This window comes from Streptomyces sp. NPDC104581, assembly GCF_055583685.1.
On sequence record NZ_JBVJNN010000006.1, the window covers coordinates 137796 to 156500 of the forward strand.

Annotated in this window: 14 protein-coding genes; 3 read left to right on the forward strand and 11 right to left on the reverse strand. The window is 72.3% G+C overall.

Annotated elements, in window-relative coordinates:
* Positions 1-208: 208 nt before the first annotated feature.
* Positions 209-1174: a lipoyl synthase gene (lipA, locus tag ACZ61E_RS07785; protein WP_469698494.1), complete on the reverse strand. Its 966-nt coding sequence runs from the start codon at positions 1172-1174 to the stop codon at positions 209-211.
* 174 nt (positions 1175-1348) lie between these two features.
* Positions 1349-2179 carry a lipoyl(octanoyl) transferase LipB gene (gene lipB / locus ACZ61E_RS07790; protein WP_469698495.1) on the reverse strand — a complete coding sequence of 277 codons (831 nt, stop codon included), beginning with the start codon at positions 2177-2179 and terminating at the stop codon, positions 1349-1351.
* A gap of 302 nt (positions 2180-2481) precedes the next feature.
* On the opposite strand from lipB, the gene ACZ61E_RS07795 reads away from it, so the two are divergent.
* Complete coding sequence (locus tag ACZ61E_RS07795; RefSeq protein WP_469698497.1) at positions 2482-4137, forward strand: regulator; 1656 nt, start codon at positions 2482-2484, stop codon at positions 4135-4137.
* Positions 4138-4167: 30 nt separating this feature from the next.
* On the opposite strand, the gene ACZ61E_RS07800 is transcribed toward ACZ61E_RS07795, so the two are convergent.
* Both ACZ61E_RS07800 and ACZ61E_RS07805 read right to left on the reverse strand, forming a co-directional pair.
* On the reverse strand, positions 4168-5556 hold the full coding sequence (locus tag ACZ61E_RS07800; RefSeq protein ID WP_469698499.1) for an NAD(P)/FAD-dependent oxidoreductase: 1389 nt from the start codon (positions 5554-5556) through the stop codon (positions 4168-4170).
* A 955-nt stretch (positions 5557-6511) separates the two neighbouring features.
* A complete protein-coding gene (locus tag ACZ61E_RS07805; RefSeq protein ID WP_469698500.1) occupies positions 6512-7414 on the reverse strand; it encodes a TIGR01777 family oxidoreductase in 903 nt (300 codons plus the stop codon).
* 36 nt (positions 7415-7450) lie between these two features.
* Between ACZ61E_RS07805 and ACZ61E_RS07810 the strand changes: the two genes are divergently transcribed.
* Positions 7451-7945: a GNAT family N-acetyltransferase gene (locus ACZ61E_RS07810; protein ID WP_469698502.1), complete on the forward strand. Its 495-nt coding sequence runs from the start codon at positions 7451-7453 to the stop codon at positions 7943-7945.
* Positions 7946-7960: 15 nt separating this feature from the next.
* Here ACZ61E_RS07810 and ACZ61E_RS07815 read toward each other — a convergent pair whose 3' ends face one another.
* Entirely contained in the window at positions 7961-8485 is a 525-nt protein-coding gene (locus tag ACZ61E_RS07815; RefSeq protein WP_469698504.1) for a DUF4240 domain-containing protein, read from the reverse strand.
* A 150-nt stretch (positions 8486-8635) separates the two neighbouring features.
* On the opposite strand from ACZ61E_RS07815, the gene ACZ61E_RS07820 reads away from it, so the two are divergent.
* Positions 8636-9565, forward strand: coding sequence for an SDR family oxidoreductase (locus ACZ61E_RS07820; RefSeq protein ID WP_469698505.1), 930 nt, complete (start codon positions 8636-8638; stop codon positions 9563-9565).
* Here the strand turns inward: ACZ61E_RS07820 and ACZ61E_RS07825 are convergent.
* From ACZ61E_RS07825 to lpdA, 6 genes are all read right to left on the reverse strand, one after another.
* Complete coding sequence (locus ACZ61E_RS07825) at positions 9556-10521, reverse strand: helix-turn-helix transcriptional regulator (protein WP_469698507.1); 966 nt, start codon at positions 10519-10521, stop codon at positions 9556-9558. The genes ACZ61E_RS07820 and ACZ61E_RS07825 overlap by 10 nt on opposite strands.
* Before the next feature lie 41 nt (positions 10522-10562).
* Positions 10563-11393 (reverse strand): MerR family transcriptional regulator, encoded by an 831-nt coding sequence (locus tag ACZ61E_RS07830; protein WP_469698509.1) that lies wholly within the window; start codon positions 11391-11393, stop codon positions 10563-10565.
* Between the two features lie 159 nt (positions 11394-11552).
* Positions 11553-14225: a pyruvate dehydrogenase (acetyl-transferring), homodimeric type gene (aceE, locus tag ACZ61E_RS07835; protein WP_469698511.1), complete on the reverse strand. Its 2673-nt coding sequence runs from the start codon at positions 14223-14225 to the stop codon at positions 11553-11555.
* A gap of 231 nt (positions 14226-14456) precedes the next feature.
* The gene (locus ACZ61E_RS07840) at positions 14457-15080 is read right to left on the reverse strand and encodes a GntR family transcriptional regulator (RefSeq protein WP_469698513.1); all 624 of its coding nucleotides are present in this window, start codon (positions 15078-15080) and stop codon (positions 14457-14459) included.
* Between the two features lie 166 nt (positions 15081-15246).
* A complete protein-coding gene (gene sucB / locus ACZ61E_RS07845; protein WP_469698515.1) occupies positions 15247-17046 on the reverse strand; it encodes a 2-oxoglutarate dehydrogenase, E2 component, dihydrolipoamide succinyltransferase in 1800 nt (599 codons plus the stop codon).
* 96 nt (positions 17047-17142) lie between these two features.
* A complete protein-coding gene (gene lpdA, locus ACZ61E_RS07850; protein ID WP_469698517.1) occupies positions 17143-18531 on the reverse strand; it encodes a dihydrolipoyl dehydrogenase in 1389 nt (462 codons plus the stop codon).
* Positions 18532-18705: the final 174 nt, after the last annotated feature.

Below are 18705 nucleotides of genomic sequence, written 5' to 3' on the forward strand. Positions count from 1 at the left end.
CAAAGGGGGAACCCACTTATCCGACCACGCGGGGGCCGGGGACGACCCATCCTCTTCCGAGCCCCCCCCCCCCCCCCCCCCCCCCCCCCCCCCCCCCCCCGGCCCCCCCCCCCCCCCCCCCGGCGACGCGGGCATTACCGTCGAGTAGTCACTTGTGCTCGGATTCACACGGCGGGCGCGCCGAGCGGGCGGGCACGAGCCGCCGGATTCACACCGGCTGCCGCGCGGAATCCGCGCCCCGGCGCTCCATCGCCTGCTGGAAGAGGCGCCCCGCGCGGTACGAGGAGCGGACCAGCGGCCCCGACATCACACCGGAGTAGCCGATCGCGTCGGCCTCGTCCTTCAGCTCCACGAACTCCTGCGGCTTCACCCACCGCTCGACGGGGTGATGGCGCGCGGAGGGCCGCAGATACTGCGTGATGGTGATCAGCTCGCAGCCCGCGTCGTGCAGATCGCGCAGCGCGTCGCTCACCTCCTCACGGGTCTCGCCCATGCCGAGGATCAGGTTCGACTTCGTGATCAGACCGGCCTCGCGGGCCTGGGTGATGACGTCGAGGGAGCGCTCGTAACGGAAGCCGGGGCGGATCCGCTTGAAGATCCGCGGCACCGTCTCGACGTTGTGCGCGAGCACCTGGGGGCGCGAGGAGAAGACCTCGGCGAGCGCGTCGGCCTCCGCGTTGAAGTCGGGGATGAGGAGTTCGACCTTCGTACGGCCCGCCTCGCGCCCCGCCGTCTGCGCGTGGATCTGGCGCACGGTCTCCGCGTACAGCCACGCGCCGCCGTCCGCCAGGTCGTCGCGCGCGACGCCGGTGATCGTGGCGTAGTTCAGGTCCATCGTGACGACCGACTCACCGACCCGGCGCGGCTCGTCGCGGTCCAGCGCCTCGGGCCTGCCCGTGTCGATCTGGCAGAAGTCGCAACGCCGCGTGCACTGGTCGCCGCCGATGAGGAAGGTCGCCTCGCGGTCCTCCCAGCACTCGTAGATGTTGGGACAGCCGGCCTCCTGGCACACGGTGTGCAGACCCTCGCTCTTCACGAGCTTCTGCATCGCGGTGTACTCGGGCCCCATCTTCGCCCGGGTCTTGATCCACTCGGGCTTGCGCTCGATGGGGGTCTGGCTGTTCCGGACCTCCAGGCGCAGCATCTTGCGTCCGTCGGGTGCGACAGCGGACACGTCCGGCACCTCTCTCTGCTGGCGCGGCATTCGAATCTTCGGCGAAGACCAGAGTACGCCCGTTGATTGCTTGGTACTACGTGGCCATGGCGTCGCATGGCACAGGGACAACCGGTGGCCGTGGAAGGGCATTCCCCCTCCGGGCGCGACCGTGCGCCGTGGTGGCCACCGGTTTCACGCGCGCGCCGGCTCGGCGGCCGGGGACGGGGACTGCGCCCCGGCCGCGACCTCGCGGGGTTTCGGTTCCGCGTCCTCCAGCACGTTCCGCAGATGGTGTTCCACGACGGGCAGCACCTCCGCGACGGTGAGGTCGTGGCCCAGTTCGTACGAGAGCGACGTCACGCCCGCGTCCCGGATCCCGCACGGCACGATCCTGTCGAACCAGGTGTTGTCCGGGTTCACGTTCAGCGAGAAGCCGTGCATCGTCACGCCCTTGGCGACGCGGATGCCGATCTGGGCGAGCTTGCGGTCCTCGCGGCGCTGGCCCGCGTTGGACGGGGCGTACTCGGGTCCGTTCAGCCGGGGGTCGAACTCCCCGTCGTCCACCCGGGGATCGAGGTCCAGCGACAGACCGCCCGCGGGCCGGCGCTCCTCCACCGGATCGCCCAGCACCCATACGCCACTGCGGCCCTCCACCCGCGTCGTCGCCACACCGAAGTCGGCCGCCGTACGGATCAGCGCCTCCTCAAGACGGCGTACGTGCGCCACCACGTCCACGGGGCGCGGCAGCTTGAGGATCGGATAGCCGACGAGCTGGCCGGGACCGTGCCAGGTGATCTTGCCGCCGCGGTCGACGTCCACGACGGGCGTGCCGTCGAGGGGGCGCTCACTGTCCTCGGTACGCCGCCCGGCCGTGTAGACGGGCGGATGTTCGAGCAGCAGGCAGGTGTCGGGGATCTCGTCCGCGAAGCGGGCCGCGTGGACCTCGCGCTGCTCCTGCCACGCCTCCAGGTACTCGACGGCGTCGCTGCCGAAGCCCAGACGGACGAACCGCAGCTCACTCACGGCATTGCCTCCCTCGCTCTGTGCCCGGGATCCGGGGGGGGTCCCCATGACGACCGGGCACGGTGCACGTATCGCGCCCCAGCCACTGTACGACCGCGCCCCCGGGAGCCGTCCGGCAGGCCCGGAGGGCTCAGGGGGCCGTAACGGGCCCTTGTACGCCGCCCGTCAGCCAAGGCCGCAATCCTCACACGATCGGATGAATGTGCGACGAACGCGACGGTGCGGGCCGCTCCGACCGCTAAATTCGCGCCGTTCCATGAGGGCTGCTCCCGGGGCCCGGAAGGCAGGAGACCGTACAGCTGATGTCGGAACGACCTCCGCAGCGCACCCCCAACCGCCAGCTCGCCGCGCTCATCGCAGAAGCCGGTTTCTCCAACGCAGGTCTCGCCCGCCGGGTGGACCAGCTCGGGCTCGAACACGGGCTCGACCTGCGGTACGACAAAACATCCGTGACCCGCTGGCTGCGCGGCCAGCAGCCACGCGGCACCACACCCGCACTGATCGCCGAGGTCTTCACCCGCCGGCTCGGGCGCCGGCTCTCCGCGCAGGACCTCGGCCTGGACGCCTGCGCGCCCGTCTACGCGGGGCTCGAATTCGCCGCGACCCCCGAGGAGGCCGTCGACATCGTCGGCGGCCTCTGGCGCAAGGACTCGGGGAGCCACGCGGAGCTGCGCAAGATCGCGTTCACCCCGGCGGGGCTCGTCGTGCCGAGCCGCGACTGGCTGATCGGGCGCGCGGACGAGCGGGTCGGGCACGACGGCCCGGCCGCGGACCCGCCCCGTACGCCGGGGCAGGGACCCGGCCGAGGCGCGGCGCAGGTGCCCGGACAGCCCACGGGCCAACAGCTCGCCGCCGCCGCGGGCGCGGGACCCGGCGCGCCCCCGTACGGCACACGCTCCCACGGAGGCTCCGCCCCCGGCGGGCCCGGCGGGGCGAGACCCGCGGCCGACCCCGCGGGCGTCCGGGTGCCCGCCCAGAGCCGCGCCACCGTGCCCCGGCAGGCCGCCGTCCCCGCCGGTGTCCCGCCGGCCCGGCAGACCGACCGCGTCGCCGGGCAGCGGGTCGGCGCCGGCGACGTCGCGGCCCTGCGCTCCGTCAGTGAGCTGTTCCGCACCCTCGACCAGGCGTACGGCGGCGGCCACGCCCGGCAGGCGCTCGTCCGTTATCTGGAGCACGAGTGCGAGCCGATGCTCCGCGGCGTGTACGGCGAGACCACCGGGCGCCGGCTGTTCGCCGCCGCGGCCGACCTGACCAGACTCGCCGGCTGGACCTCCTACGACATCGCCGCGCACGGACTCGCCCAGCGCTACTTCGTGCAGGCGCTGCGGCTGTCCCAGGCGGCGGGCGACCGCGCGTACGGCTCGTTCGTCCTGATCACCATGAGCCGCCAGGCCGTCTACCTCGGACACGGCCGGGAGGCGGTCCAGCTCGCCCGCGTCGCCCAGCAGGGCGTCGGCTCGGCCGCGCCGCCCGTGGTGCAGTCGCTGCTGCACTCCGTCGAGGCACGCGGACACGCGGTCCTGGGCGAGCCGAGGGCCTGCACCGCCTCGCTCGTACGGGCCGAACGCGCCCTGGAGTCGGCCCGGCCCGGCGACGACGTGCCGCACTGGGCGCGGTCCTTCGACGAAGGACAGCTCGCCGACGAGTTCGGGCACAGCTACCGGGACCTCCAGCAGTACCGCGCGGCCGTCCAGCACGCGGAGCGCTCACTCCAGCTGAGGGCGCCCGGATTCGCGCGCAGCCGGCTCTTCTGCCGGGTGGTGCTCGCCTCCGCCCGGCTGGGACTCGGCGAACTGGAGCAGGCGTGCGCGCTGGGCGCCGAGGCGGCGCAGCAGGCGACCGAGATCCGCTCGGCACGCGCGGTGGACTACGTACGCGACTTCGAACGGCGGCTGGAGCCCTACCGGGACGCGGCGGCCGTACGCACCTACCGTGACCGGATCGCGGCGTTCGGCTGAGTGGCGTCCAGGAAGGGCGCCACGGCCCCGCTACGCCGCCGTGGGGATCTGCGCCGTCCCCTGGTCCGGCCGCACGCCCAGGTCGTCCAGGATCGCGTACGCGGCCCTGCGGCCCGACGAGAGCGCTCCCTGGACGGTGCTGGTGTCGCGGTGGTCCCCGCACACGTACAGCCCCGACAACAGCCGTACCTGACGGCGCAGATCGTGCGGCGGCGGCATGGCGGGGATCGCCTCCGCGTCGTGCTGGACGGCCAGCAGCTCCCAGTCGTCGGTCGGGGCCCCGTACAGCGTGGCCAGATGGGCGCGGACCGCGCCGTCGAGTTCCGCCTCGGGGGGCGGGGTACGGAGCCCGAGCACCGTGGACGAGATCAGCGTCCGGCCCGCCGGGGCGCGCGACGGGTCCACCGCGCTCATCACCGTCGTGTGCGCCACCGGGCCGCCGCGCCGGTCCCCGTCCAGGAGCAGCGCCGGATCGGTCAACGGGGGCGCGGGGGCCGTGTGGTGAAGGACCGTCACGGGATGGAAGCCCGGCACCCGCAGCCCCGGCAGCAGCTCCGCGGCGGCGCGGGCGCCCGTCGCGACGAGCAGCGAGCGGCAGCTGATCTCGCCGTGCTCCTTCGTGCCGACGGAGTTGATCGACGCGTCCGTCACGCACACGCCCGTGCGCACCGTACCGGGGGGCAGCGTGGCCGCCAGCAGCTCCGGGAGGGCGGCGGCGCCTCCCTCGGGGACGCACAGCCGACCCCGCGCGAAGCTGCGCAGAGCCAGGTCGGCGCAGCGGCTCGACGTGGTGAGGTCGGGGTCGCAGAGCAGCGCGGAGAGCAGCGGGCGTACGAATCCGTCGACCGTCCGCGCGGGCAGACCGCGCGCGGCGAGCGCGGCGAGCGCCGGGCGTTCGGGGCGGGCCAGCAGCCGGGTCACCGGGGTGGTCGCGAGCCGGCCGAGGGCCGCGTGGAGACGGGCCTGGTCGAGTGCGTTGCCCAGCGGCGGGCGGGAGCCCGGACGGGTGGCGGCCCTGACACCCGGGGCACGGCTCCGTACGGTCCTGGCGCGTGGGGCGCTTGCCAGGGCGCGCGCGGCGGTGAGTGCGCCCCGTGCGCTCCCCGCCGTGACCGTGACGCCCGCGCGGTGGTGCCGGCCCTCGCTGTGGACGAGCACGCCCGGCGAGAACGTCCTTAAGGAGGCGTCGCGGAGCGCCGGGGTGCGGAGCAGTTCCGGGTACGAGGTGTTGAGCAACTGGCCGATGCGGTCGAGCCGGTAGCCGTCGAGGTTCTCGGTGGCCATCCTGCCGCCGATGTGAGGGGCGGCCTCCAGGACGGTGACTGTCACGCCTGCCCGGGTCAGCTGGTGAGCTGCCGACAGGCCCGCGATTCCGGCGCCGATGATGACGACGTCCGCGTGATGTTCTGTGCTGAGCACGTGCCCCTCCCCGAGGTCGGCGCGGCTGCGCGGTCCCGGGCCGATGGCCCGGTCCCACTCAGGGAATACCCGAGTGCGGCTCGACACTAGGAAGGGAACCGGCCGTTCGCAGTCGCGCAGTGGGGTCAGCACGGATGCGTGCGGGGCGCACGGAGTCCCTCCGGGGGGCGCCCTCCCGGTCCGGGGGCGGGTGTCCTCCCGGCGGGGGTGCGGGGTCTGGGTTGCGGTTGTGGGTCGTGGTCGGGGTGCGGGGTCTCCGGAGGCGCATGTCCGGACGGCGTGATTTACGGCGCGTGCCCCGTTCGTTGGACCCGTTGACCCATCTTGTCCACGCACCACAAATCAGCCTGAGTGTCCGAACACGCACCTCCTGCGCCCCCGCCCCCCTCCCGCCGCCACTCGCGACGGTCACCGATCCCCGGGTCCCGCTCCTGCGGCGTCACGACACCGGCACGGCCCGGGGTCGCCTCCGGCGCGGTGATTCCGGCGGTCATCGACCCCGGCCCCCGTCCGGCTCCTGCGGGTGATCCTGGCGGTCACCGGCCCCGGTCCGCCTCGCGCCGTGAGGGCACCGGCACGTGTCGCCCCCGTTTGCACCTCCCGCGGGTGACCTCGGCGGTTGCCAGCCCCGCCGTCCCCTCTTCCCGCGGGAGGGAAGGGGGACGCGCAGGGGTCGTGGCCGGACACTTGGGCTGATTTGTGGTGCGTGGACAACCCGGGTCGTCGGGTCCAACGAACGGGGCACGCGCCGTAAATCACGCCGTCCGGGCATGACCCCGGAGCGGCACCCGGCAACCGGCCCGCACCACCCAAGCCCGGCCGGCGATTGAGGCCACCCACCGGCACCCCGCCCCGGCCCGCAGGGGCAGCACCCCACCCCGGCCCCGGAAGCGGGCCCCGGGCGTCGGCCCGCACCACCCCACCCCACCCCACCGGCGCCCCGCAACCACCCGTACTACACCCGCAGCGCCGCGCGAATCGACTCGTCGATCTTCGGGAACGCGAACGTGAACCCCGACTCCAGCAGCCGCCCCGGCAGCACCCGCTGGCTCCCCAGGACGTCCTCCGAGAACTCGCCCAGCGCCGCCTTCAGCGCCACCGACGGCACCGGGAAGAGCGCCGGCCTGCGCAGCACCCGGCCCATCGCCGCCGTGACCTCACGGTTCGTCACCGGTTCGGGCGCGGTGAGGTTCACCGGCCCCGACAGGGACTCCGTGTCGATCAGATGCCGCAGCGCCGCCACGTGGTCGTGCAGTGAGATGAAGCTCCAGTACTGCCGTCCGTCGCCCAGCCGACCCCCCAACCCCGCCCGGAAGATGGGGAACAGCCGCCCCCACGCGCCGCCCTCGCGGGCCACGACGAGCCCCGTGCGGGCGAACACCGTCCGTACGCCCGCCTCCGACGAGGCCGACGCCGCGTCCTCCCACTCGACGCACACGGAGGGCAGGAACCCCTCGCCGGGCGGCGCCGACTCGTCCACCGCGCGGTCGCCCGTGTCGCCGTAGAAGCCGATGGCCGACCCGCACACCAGGACCTTCGGCGGGGTGTCGAGGGACGCGACGGCCTCGGCGATCGCCGCCGTACCGAGGACCCTGCTGTCCCGGATCTCCTTCTTGTACGCGTCGGTCCACCGGTGGTCCGCGACCCCCGCGCCCGCGAGATGGACGACGGCCTCGCAGCCGTACAGCCCGGCCACGTCGACGTACTGGCGGGAGGGGTCCCACTCGACCTCGTCGCCCGCCCGGGAGGGACGGCGGACCAGGCGGACCACCTCGTGCCCGTCCGTTCGCAGGGAGCGCGTGAGCGCCGTGCCGATGAGCCCGTTGGAGCCGGTGATCGCGATCCTCATGGAACCCATCCTGCCCGTCCCCGTCCACATGGGACAGTTGGTGCCATGCCGGATCCGCACATACGTGGCGCCCTCCCCTCGGACGACGACGCCCTGAGCCGCCTCGACCACGACACCTGGTCGTCCCTGCACGCGGTGACACCCAGGCAGGAGCCGCCGTTCGGGCCGTTCTTCGACGCGCGGCACCGGCCCGGTGACTATCTGGTCGCCGAGGCCGACGGCCGCCTCGCCGGCTATCTCCGGCTGGTGGCGCCCACCCCGCTGGCCTGCAACGCGCACGTCAGGCAGGTCCAGGGGCTCGCCGTGCACGAGTGGGCGCGCGGCCGGGGCGTGGCGCGGCTGCTGCTGCGGGCGGCGATGGAGCGGGCGCGCGCCGAGGGCGCGGTGCGCGTCACGCTGCGCGTGCTCGGGCACAACAAGCCGGCCCGCACGCTGTACGAGTCGGAGGGGTTCGTGGTGGAGGGTGTGCTGCCGGGGGAGTTCTACCTGGACCGGAGCTATGTCGACGACGTGCTCATGGGGCGCTCGCTGGACGCCTGACGGGTGGCGCGGCGGTCAGCCGACGCCGAACCGGTCCCAGAGGCGGGGCAGCCGGTCGGCCAGCGCCTGTGCGTCCTCGAAGTCGACGGGTGTGCCGTCGGGCTCCGGTGCCTGCGGGGCGACCCCCAGATCGGGTGCGACGGAGCCCGTGAGCTGTTCGTACGCCTCGTCGGCCGCGTACCCGAGCTCCTCGCCGTCGCCGTCGACCTCCTCGTCGAACTCGCCGATGAGTTCGGCCAGGCTGTCCGGCTCGTGCACGGCGCCCTCGAAGACCTCCCGGCCCTGGCCGATGAGCCAGCAGCGGAAGTAGTCGAACGCGTCGTCGCTCGCGCCGCCGAGCAGGATCGCGGCGGCCGCCCACAGGTCCCAGTGGTAGGCGCGGTTGTAGCGGGTCTCGAAGTGCCGGGCGAAGTCGAGGACCGAGTCGGGGTCCAGCTGGAGCAGCCGCTCCACGAGGAGATCGGCGTGCTCGTCGGGATCGCCACCGGCCGCCTCGCGCGTGGTGTCGATGATCTCCCAGAACTCCGTCTCGTCGGTCACGGGTACAGCATCGGGCCTGACGGGGGGCGGCGCACGCGGAGTGCGGAAAGCGGGGCATCCGCGCCACGCGGGGCGGTGAAGCCGGACAGAAGATGTCTCCTTTCCGTGGAACGATCACCGGGAGAGATCGACTGAGAGGGAGCCGGCAGGATGACCGACAACCACGACAAGCCACTGACGGGAAAGATCGCGCTGGTCGCCGGGGCCACCCGGGGAGCGGGGCGGGCGATCGCCGTGGAGCTCGGCGTCGCGGGGGCGACGGTGTACGTGACGGGGCGCACCACGCGGGAGAAGATCAGCGAGGTGGGGCGGTCCACGGAGACCATCGAGGAGACGGCCGAGCTGGTCAGCGGCGCTGGCGGCGTGGGCATCGCCGTGCCGACCGACCATCTGGAGGTCGAGCAGGTACGGGCCCTGGTGGAGCGCATCGACCGCGAGCAGGGCCGGCTGGACGTGCTGGTCAACGACGTGTGGGGCGGCAACAATCTCCTGGACTTCGACACCCCGGTCTGGGAGATCGATCTGGAGCGCGGCCTGCGGATGCTCGATCTGGGCGTGCGGACCCATCTGATCACCAGCTCCGTCGCGCTGCCCCTGCTGGTACGGCAGCCCGGCGGGCTGGTCGTCGAGATCACCGACGGAACGGCCGAGTCGAACAGGACGCCGCGCAACAACCTCTATTACGACCTCTCCAAGAACGCCCCGATCCGGATGGCCTACCTGCTGGCCGAGGAGCTGAAGAGTGTGGGCGGCACGGCCGTCGCGGTCACGCCCGGCTTCATGCGCTCCGAGGAGATGCTCGACGGCTTCGGCATCACCGAGGAGAACTGGCGGGACGGAATCAAGGCCCACCGGCACTTCGCGCTCTCCGAGACGCCCGTCTACGTGGCCCGGGGCATCGCGGCGCTCGCCGCCGACCCGGAGCGGGACCGCTGGGCGGGGCAGGCGCTGTCCAGCGGGCAGCTGGCGAAGGAGTACGGCCTCACGGACACGGACGGCAGTCGGCCGGACGTCTGGGCGTACATGGCGGCCGAGGCGGCGGCGCCCGGCACCGAGGTCCCGATGGACGGCTACCGGTAGAGACGCGCGGTGCGTTCGGCGGAGTCGGCGAAGCGGGCGCGCAGCTCCGCCGGCTCCACCACCTCCAGCTCCGGGCCGAAGGCCAGGAGCTGGGGGAAGGCCACGTCGGGCGACTCGACGGGAAGCGTGAGGGTCGTCCAGCCGTCCCCGTCCGGCGGGCCGGCCGCCGCCGCGGCCTCCTGGGCGGAGGCCCGGTCGGTCAGATACGGCAGTCGGCGCAGACCCTCCGGAGAGAGCCGGAGCACCACCTCCGTACGGAGGATGGACCGGGTGAACTGCGCCGCCCGCTCGTCCCAGAAGGCGGGCAGGTCGAAGGACTCGTCCCGTTCGAAGCGCTCCTCCGAGAGCGTGATCTCCGTGAAGCGGTCGATCCGGTAGACCCGGAAGGACGTGTCGACGCGGGCGCAGAGATACCAGACGCCCGCCTTGAGCACGAGTCCGTACGGTGCCAACTCCCGCTCCACCTCGGAGTCCCGGCGCCGGTAGCGGGCCACGACGGTGCGGTCGTCCCACACGGCCTCGGCGACGGCGGGCAGCAGCTCCGGCGTCTCCGGCTCCTTGTACCAGTCGGGCGCGTCCAGATGGAACCGCTGCGCCGCCGAGTCCGACGCGCCCCGCAGCGAGGGGAGCAGCGCCGCGGACACCTTCAGCCGGGCGGCGGACGCCGCGTCCTCCAGGCCCATCTCGCGCAGTGCGTTCGGCAGCCCGGAGAGGAACAGGGCCTCCGCCTCACCGCGTGCCAGGCCCGTGAGGCGGGTGCGGTAGCCGCCCACGAGCCGGTAGCCGCCCGAACGCCCGCGGTCCGAGTAGACGGGCACCCCGGCCTCGGAGAGGGCCAGCGCGTCGCGCGTGACGGTCCGCTCGGACACCTCCAGCTCCCGAGCCAGCTCGGCCCCGGTCATGGAGGGCCGCGCCTGGAGGAGCAGCACCATCTTGATCAGCCGGGCAGCGCGCATGGAGCCATTGTCCATGGCGGCGCGGGCGCGCCCGGACCGGTTTACGCGAGGGGTTCCTGGATCTCCGTCACCCACTTCTCGCGGTCCGGCGGGCATTCGAGGCCGACCTCGCGCGGGTATCCGGCCGAGACGTGGCCGCCCGCGTCCTTCCAGGCGGCCAGGATCTGTTCCGTACGGAGCATGTCGCCGACCGCCGCGTCCATCGGGCCGCGGTGCACGATCGTCGCCGCGCGCTCGACGGCGGGCAGGTCGACGATCCGGAAACCGTGGGCGGGGTCGGGTTCGGCGGCGACCGTGAGGGCGGCGTGCACGACGACCGCGCCGTCGCCGTCCGGCACGTCCTCGTAATAGGCGATGCCGGGCCCCGTTCCCGGTACTCCGGCCGCCTCCAGGCGCCGGAACAGCTCCTCGTACAGAGGGCCGATGACGGGGCCGATGTCCTGCGGTTCGAAGCTGGCGGCGACGGCGGACAGTTCGGCCACCCGTACCGCGGGGATGCTCTTGACGACGACGTCCTCGGTGGGCATACGTCCCTCATTCTCGATCGACCGGAGCCTCGCCTCGACCTGGCCCAGCCTGGCGGCGGCCGCCGCCACCGCCGCTTCCAGCTCGGCCCGCCGCAGCGTGAGCATCCCGCGCAGCTCGTCCGGGCTCACACGGTCCTCCAGGATCTCCCGCACCTGCTGGAGCGTGAAGCCGAGGTCCTTGAGGGCGATGACCCGGTTGAGCTGGGCGAGCTGGGCCGCCGTGTAGTAGCGGTACCCGCTGAACGGGTCGGTGCGGGCGGGGCGCAGCAGCCCGATCGCGTCGTAGTGACGCAGCATGCGGGCCGACACGCGGCCGTGCCTGGCGAAGTCTCCGATGGTGAACATGACGTCCCCTACTGCACGGGTTCACACGGTGTCAGGGTCAAGCGTGGTGCCCGGGAAAGCATGCCGTGGACGTGACCTCCTGGGGAGCCTCACAAGGAAGCGGCTTCCGGCGGCCACGAGGGGCCGGCGGAAGCCGCTTCCTTACAGACGACGCGTCGTTCAGAGGCCGTAGCGCTCCCGTGCCTCCTTGACCGCCGACGCGGGCACCTCGCCGCGTCGTGCGAGCTGCGCCAGCGCCGCGACCGTGATCGAGTGCGCGTCCACGCCGAAGTGACGGCGGGCCGCCTCACGGGTGTCGGAGAGGCCGAAGCCGTCCGTACCGAGCGAGGAGTAGTCCTGCTCGACCCACTGGCTGATCTGGTCGGGCACCTGCCGCATCCAGTCGCTGACGGCCAGCACCGGGCCCGGCGCCCCCTCAAGCGCGCGGGTCACGTACGGCGTGCGCTGTTCGCCCCGCAGCAGTGCCTCGTCGGCCTCCAGGGCGTCCCTGCGCAGCTCGCCCCAGGACGTCGCCGACCAGACGTCCGCCGTGACGCCCCAGTCGGCGGCGAGCAGTTCCTGGGCCGCCAGGACCCAGTGGATGGCGGTGCCGGAGGCGAGCAGCTGGAGCCTGGGCGAGTCCGCCCTGGCGGGCGCGCCCTCCTTGAAGCGGTAGAGGCCCTTGACGATGCCCTCCTCCACGCCCTCGGGCATGGCGGGCTGCGGCATCGGCTCGTTGTAGACGGTGAGGTAGTAGAAGACGTCCTCGGCGTCGGGGCCGTACATCCGCCGCAGGCCGTCCTTGACGATGACCGCGATCTCGTAGGCGAACGCCGGGTCGTAGTTGAGCGAGGCCGGGTTCGTCGCCGCCAGCAGGTGCGAGTGGCCGTCCGCGTGCTGGAGGCCCTCGCCCGTCAGGGTCGTACGGCCGGCGGTCGCGCCGACGATGAAGCCCTTGCCGAGTTGGTCGGCGAGCTGCCACATCTGGTCGCCCGTGCGCTGCCAGCCGAACATCGAGTAGAAGATGTAGAACGGGATCATCGGCTCGCCGTGCGTCGCGTACGACGTCGCGGCGGCGATGAAGTCGGCCATCGAACCGGCCTCGGTGATCCCCTCGTTGAGGATCTGGCCGTCGCTGGCCTCCTTGTAGTACATGATCTGGTCGCGGTCGACCGGGTCGTACGTCTGGCCCAGCGGCGAGTAGATGCCGGCCGACGGGAACAGTGCCTCCATGCCGAACGTACGCGCCTCGTCGGGGACGATCGGGACCCAGCGCCGGCCGGTCTCCTTGTCCCGCATCAGGTCCTTGACCAGCCGGACGAACGCCATGGTCGTGGCGACGGACTGCTTCCCGGAGCCCTTGTAGACGCTCTGGAACGCCTTCTCGGAGGGCTCGGGCAGGGCGACGGCATGCACTCGGCGGGCCGGGGCGGGCCCGCCGAGCTCCGCACGCCGCTCCTGCAGGTAGCGGACTTCGGGGGAGTCGGCGCCGGGGTGGCCGTACGGCACCAGCTCGTCGTTCAGCTCCGAGTCGGGGATGGGCAGTTCGAGCAGGTCCCGCATGGTGCGGAACTGGTCGCCCGAGAGCTTCTTCATCTGGTGGTTGGCGTTGCGCGACTCGAAGCCGGTGCCGAGCGTGTAGCCCTTCACCGTCTGGGCGAGGACCACGGTCGGCGCGCCCTTGTGGGCGAGCGCGGCGCGGTAGGCGGCGTACACCTTGCGGGCCTCGTGGCCGCCGCGCGAGCTGTGGAAGCACTCGCCGATCCGCGCGTCGGTCAGCAGCTTCGCCAGCTCGGCGAGCGCGGGCTCGGCGCCGAAGAAGTGCTCACGGATGTACGCGACGTCGCGGGTCGCGTACGTCTGGAACTGCGCGTCCGGTACCTCGCGCAGCCTCCTTACGAGGGCGCCCGTGGTGTCGAGCGCGAACAGCTCGTCCCAGGCGGAGCCCCACAGCGACTTGACGACGTTCCAGCCCGCGCCGCGGAACTGGGACTCCAGCTCCTGCACGATCTTGAAGTTCGCGCGGACGGGGCCGTCGAGGCGCTGGAGGTTGCAGTTGATGACGAAGGTGAGGTTGTCGAGCCCCTCGCGGGCCGCGAGGGCGAGTGCCGCCGTCGACTCGGGCTCGTCCATCTCGCCGTCGCCGAGGAACGCCCATACGTGGGAGGCGGAGGTGTCCTTGATCCCGCGGTTCGCCAGGTAGCGGTTGAAGCGCGCCTGGTAGATCGCGGAGAGCGGGCCGAGCCCCATGGAGACGGTGGGGAACTCCCACAGCCAGGGCAGCCGCCGCGGATGCGGGTATGAGGGGAGGCCCTTGCCGCCCGCCTCCTGACGGAAGTTGTCGAGGTGCTCCTCGGTGAGCCGGCCGTCGAGGAACGCGCGGGCGTAGATACCGGGGGAGGCGTGGCCCTGGATGTAGAGCTGGTCGCCGGAGCCGTCCCCGTGCTCCTTGCCGCGGAAGAAGTGGTTGAAGCCCGTCTCGTAGAGCCAAGCGGCCGAGGCGAAGGTGGCGATGTGGCCGCCCACGCCGTGGCGTGAGCCACGGGTGACCATCGCGGCGGCGTTCCACCGGTTCCAGGCGGCGATCCTGGTCTCCATCGCCTCGTCGCCGTCGAAGGCGGGCTCGGCGGCGGTCGGGATGGTGTTCACGTAGTCCGTCTCCAGCAGAGCGGGGACGGGGATCCCGGCGCGCTCGGCGTGCTGGAGCGTGCGCCGCATCAGGTACGCCGCACGGTGCGGGCCCGCGTGCTCGGTGACGGCGTCGAGTGAGGCCGCCCACTCGGCGGTTTCCTCGGCGTCGCGGTCCGGGAGCTGGTCGAGCTCGCTCGGAAGCTTGCCTACGGGGTCGGGCATGGTCGCCGCCTTCCGGTCACACAGGAGGGGGTGGAGAGAGAGTGGAGAGGGGCCTTGTCTGGCAGGACAGGGCGAAGGGCTGGGGTACAGCCCACGAACGACTGTAAGTCGCTGATCGATGATCGATCAAAGAGTTGACGGCAAAATTTCATGATCTGCATAAATTGGCATCCAGTGCCGGTGGCCAGGGCACCCGGTGACGCCGCAAACCGGTAGGAATCGGGCCGCCGATCAGGCCCGCGGCGCACATCCGAGCACATGGTCCTTCACCAGTGCGCCGATGAGCGGATCACGGCGCCGGAACGCCTCCACCAGTTCCTGGTGCTCCTCCGCGTACGACTTCTGGACGGTGCCGAGCCACCGGATGGACAGCGCCGTGAACACCTCGATACCGAGCCCCTCCCAGGTGTGCAGCAGGACGCTGTTCCCGGCGGCGCGCACCAGCTCGCGGTGGAAGTCGACGGTGTGCCGCACCTGCGCCGTCCCGTCGGCCCGCCGGTCGGCCTCGTACAGCGCCGTCACGTGCGGCTCCAGGGCGGAGGTGTCGACGGCCAGCCGCTCGGCCGCCAGCTCGGCGGCGATCTGCTCCAGACCGGCCCGCACCGGGTAGCTCTCCTCCAGGTCGGCGGCGGTCAGATTCCGTACGCGCACGCCCTTGTTGGGCGCGGACTCGATCAGCCGCAGCGACTCCAGCTCGCGCAGCGCCTCGCGTACCGGCGTCTGACTGACCGCCAGCTCGGTCGCGATCCGCCGCTCGACGATCCGCTCGCCCGGCTTCCAGCGTCCGCTGACGATGCCCTCCACGATGTGCTCGCGGATCTGCTCGCGCAGCGAGTGGACGACGGGCGGGATCATGACGGGGCTCCTTCGGGTGGCCGTGGCCGAGGTTACCTCTCCCGGACGGGCGGCCAGGGGGATCATGACGCAGGGACAACGAGACCTTTACGCGACGGCGCCCCCGGCCGGATCTCTCCGGGCGGGGGCGCCGTCGTGACATACGGACGTGCCGTACGGATGCTGACTACAGGCCGAGCTCGACCTCGAACTCGCCCGCTTCCAGGATCCCCTTGACCGCGGTCAGGTAGCGGGCGGCGTCCGCGCCGTCCACCAGACGGTGGTCGTAGGAGAGCACGACATGGACCATGTCGCGCACCGCGATCGTCTCGCCGAGGTCCGGGTGGTCGATGACCACCGGGCGGCGGACGGTCGCGCCGATGCCCAGGATGGCGACCTGGTTCGGCGGCACGATGATCGTGTCGAACAGGGCGCCGCGCGAGCCCGTGTTGCTGATGGTGAAGGTCGCACCGGAGAGCTCGTCCGGCGTGATCTTGCTGCCGCGGACCTTGCCCGCCAGCTCGGCGGTCTTCTTGGCGATACCGGCGAGGTTGAGGTCGCCGGCGTCCTTGATGACCGGCGTCATCAGACCCTTCTCGGAGTCCACGGCGATGCCGATGTGCTCCGAGTCGAAGTACGTGATGGTGCCCTCGTCCTCGTTGATACGGGCGTTGACCACCGGGTACGCCTTGAGCGCCTGGGCCGCCGCCTTGACGAAGAACGGCATCGGGGACAGCTTGACGCCCTCACGTGCGGCGAAGCCCTCCTTGGCCTGCGCGCGCAGCCGCATCAGCTTGGTGATGTCGACCTCGACGACCGAGGTCAGCTGCGCCTGGCCGTGCAGCGCCTTCATCATGTTCTCGCCGATGACCTTGCGCATCCGCGGCATCTTGACCGTCTGGCCACGCAGCGGGGAGACCTCCAGCTTGGGGGTCTTCGCCGCGGCGGGAGCCGGAGCGGCGGCGGGCGCCGGGGCCTGGGCGGCGGCCTTGGCGGCCTCCGCGGCGGCGACGACGTCCTGCTTGCGGATGCGGCCACCGACGCCGGTGCCCTTGACCGAGGAGAGGTCGACACCGTTCTCGGCGGCGAGCTTGCGTACGAGCGGGGTCACGTACGCGCCCTCGTCGGCCGCGGCGGCGGGGGCCACGGGTGCGGCGGGTGCGGACGGGGCCGGTGCGGCGGCGGGCGCGGGCGGAGCCTGCGGTGCCGGTGCCTCGGCGGCCGGTGCGGGAGCCTCTTGCTTGGGCGCCTCCTGCTTCGGCGCTTCTTCCTTCGGCGCCTCCTGCTTGGGGGCCTCCTCCTTCGGGGCCTCCTGCTTCGGCTCCGCCGGTGCGGGAGCCGGGGCAGCCGCCGGAGCGGCACCCTCGGCGCCGATCACGGCGAGCTTCCCGCCGACCTCGGCGGTCTCGTCCTCGGCGACCACGATCTCCAGCAGCACGCCGGAGACCGGGGCGGGGATCTCGGTGTCGACCTTGTCGGTGGAGACCTCCAGCAGCGGCTCGTCGGCCTCGACGGCGTCGCCGACCTCCTTGAGCCAGCGGGTGACGGTGCCCTCGGTGACGCTCTCGCCGAGCGCCGGGAGGGTGACGTCGGTGCCCTCGGCGGAGCCACCGGCCGGTGCCTCGGCGGCCGGCGCGGGGGCCGGCGCCTCCTCGGCGGCGGGAGCCTCCTGGGCGGGCTCCGGCTCGGGCGCGGCCTCGGCCGGAGCCTCGTCCTGCTGGGGCGCCTCGTCGGCGGCCCCGCCGCCCGAACCGTCGTCGATGACGGCCAGTTCGGCGCCGACCTCGACCGTCTCGTCCTCGGCGACCTTGATCGAGGCCAGGACCCCGGCGGCGGGCGCCGGGATCTCGGTGTCGACCTTGTCGGTGGAGACCTCGAGCAACGGCTCGTCGGCCTCCACGCGCTCGCCCTCGGCCTTCAGCCAGCGGGTGACTGTGCCCTCGGTGACGCTCTCGCCGAGCGCCGGCAGGGTTACGGAAACCGCCATGGTCTCAGTTGCTCCTAACGGTGGGATCTCCCCAGCCTGCGCGGCGCGCCGGGCCGGGGGAAGTGCGGTAGTGGTCGTCGCGCCCGGACTGACGCATCAGTCGTGGGAGTGGAGCGGCTTGCCGGCCAGGGCCAGGTGGGCCTCGCCGAGGGCTTCGTTCTGCGTCGGGTGCGCGTGGATGAGCTGCGCGACCTCGGCCGGCAGAGCCTCCCAGTTGTAGATGAGCTGAGCTTCGCCGACCTGCTCGCCCATACGGTCACCGACCATGTGGACGCCGACCACGGCACCGTCCTTGACCTGGACGAGCTTGATCTCCCCCGCGGTCTTCAGGATCTTGCTCTTGCCGTTGCCCGCCAGGTTGTACTTCAGAGCGACGACCTTGTCCGCACCGTAGATCTCCTTGGCCTTGGCCTCGGTGATACCGACGGAGGCGACCTCGGGGTGGCAGTACGTCACCCGGGGCACGCCGTCGTAGTCGACGGGGACGGTCTGGAGGCCCGCCAGCCGCTCCGCCACGAGGATGCCCTCGGCGAAGCCGACGTGCGCGAGCTGGAGCGTCGGGACGAGGTCGCCGACGGCCGAGACCGTCTCCACGTTCGTGCGCATGTACTCGTCGACGAGCACGAAGCCGCGGTCCATCGCGACGCCCTGCTCCTCGTAGCCGAGCCCCTGCGAGACCGGGCCGCGGCCGATCGCGACCAGCAGCACCTCCGCCTCGAAGGTCTTGCCGTCGGCCAGCGTGACGCGCACACCGTTCTGCGTGTACTCGGCCTTCTCGAAGAAGGTGCCGAGGTTGAACTTGATACCGCGCTTGCGGAAGGCGCGCTCCAGGAGCTTGGAGCTGTTCTCGTCCTCGACCGGCACGAGGTGCTTGAGGCCCTCGATGACGGTCACGTCCGTGCCGAAGGACTTCCACGCCGAGGCGAACTCGACGCCGATGACACCGCCGCCCAGGACGATCGCCGACTCCGGGACGCGGTTCAGCTTCAGCGCGTGGTCCGAGGAGATGATCCGCTCGCCGTCGATCTCCAGGCCGGGCAGCGACCTCGGTACGGAGCCGGTGGCGAGCAGGACGTGACGGCCCTGGACGCGGCGGCCGTCGACGTCGACGGAGGTCGGGGAGGAGAGCCGCCCCTCACCCTCGATGTAGGTCACCTTGCGGGAGGCGACCAGACCCTGAAGGCCCTTGTAGAGGCCGGAGACGACCTCGTCCTTGTACTTGTGGACCCCCGCGATGTCGATGCCCTCGAAGGTGGCCTTGACCCCGAACTGCTCGGACTCGCGCGCCTGGTCGGCGATCTCGCCGGCGTGCAGCAGGGCCTTCGTGGGGATGCAGCCGTTGTGCAGGCAGGTGCCGCCGAGCTTGTTCTTCTCGATCAGGGCGACGTCCAGGCCCAGCTGCGCTCCGCGCAGCGCCGCGGCGTAACCGCCGCTACCGCCGCCGAGGATCACTAGGTCGAAAACGGTGCTGGCGTCGTTCGCCACGTCACGTCCTCCATGCATGTGCGCCGGGCGCGGTCGATGACCGGGCGGCGGCTGGTGTTCGGCCGCTGTTTCGTCGGCCCTGTGGTGGGGCCCTGTCCTGCCGGGAACCCATCTTCGCACTTGTCGGAGGGCGGCGGGACGCGGGGCCGGGGTCTGGGACGGCCGGGTCGGCCG

Coding starts and splice junctions, on each gene's coding strand:
- ACZ61E_RS07795 (WP_469698497.1), top strand. CDS start 2,482: ATGTCGGAACGACCTCCGCAGCGCACCCCCAACCGCCAGCTCGCCGCG.
- ACZ61E_RS07805 (WP_469698500.1), bottom strand. CDS start 7,414: ATGGGTTCCATGAGGATCGCGATCACCGGCTCCAACGGGCTCATCGGC.
- ACZ61E_RS07810 (WP_469698502.1), top strand. CDS start 7,451: ATGCCGGATCCGCACATACGTGGCGCCCTCCCCTCGGACGACGACGCC.
- ACZ61E_RS07820 (WP_469698505.1), top strand. CDS start 8,636: ATGACCGACAACCACGACAAGCCACTGACGGGAAAGATCGCGCTGGTC.
- ACZ61E_RS07825 (WP_469698507.1), bottom strand. CDS start 10,521: ATGCGCGCTGCCCGGCTGATCAAGATGGTGCTGCTCCTCCAGGCGCGG.
- ACZ61E_RS07830 (WP_469698509.1), bottom strand. CDS start 11,393: ATGTTCACCATCGGAGACTTCGCCAGGCACGGCCGCGTGTCGGCCCGC.
- aceE (WP_469698511.1), bottom strand. CDS start 14,225: ATGCCCGACCCCGTAGGCAAGCTTCCGAGCGAGCTCGACCAGCTCCCG.
- ACZ61E_RS07840 (WP_469698513.1), bottom strand. CDS start 15,080: ATGATCCCGCCCGTCGTCCACTCGCTGCGCGAGCAGATCCGCGAGCAC.
- sucB (WP_469698515.1), bottom strand. CDS start 17,046: ATGGCGGTTTCCGTAACCCTGCCGGCGCTCGGCGAGAGCGTCACCGAG.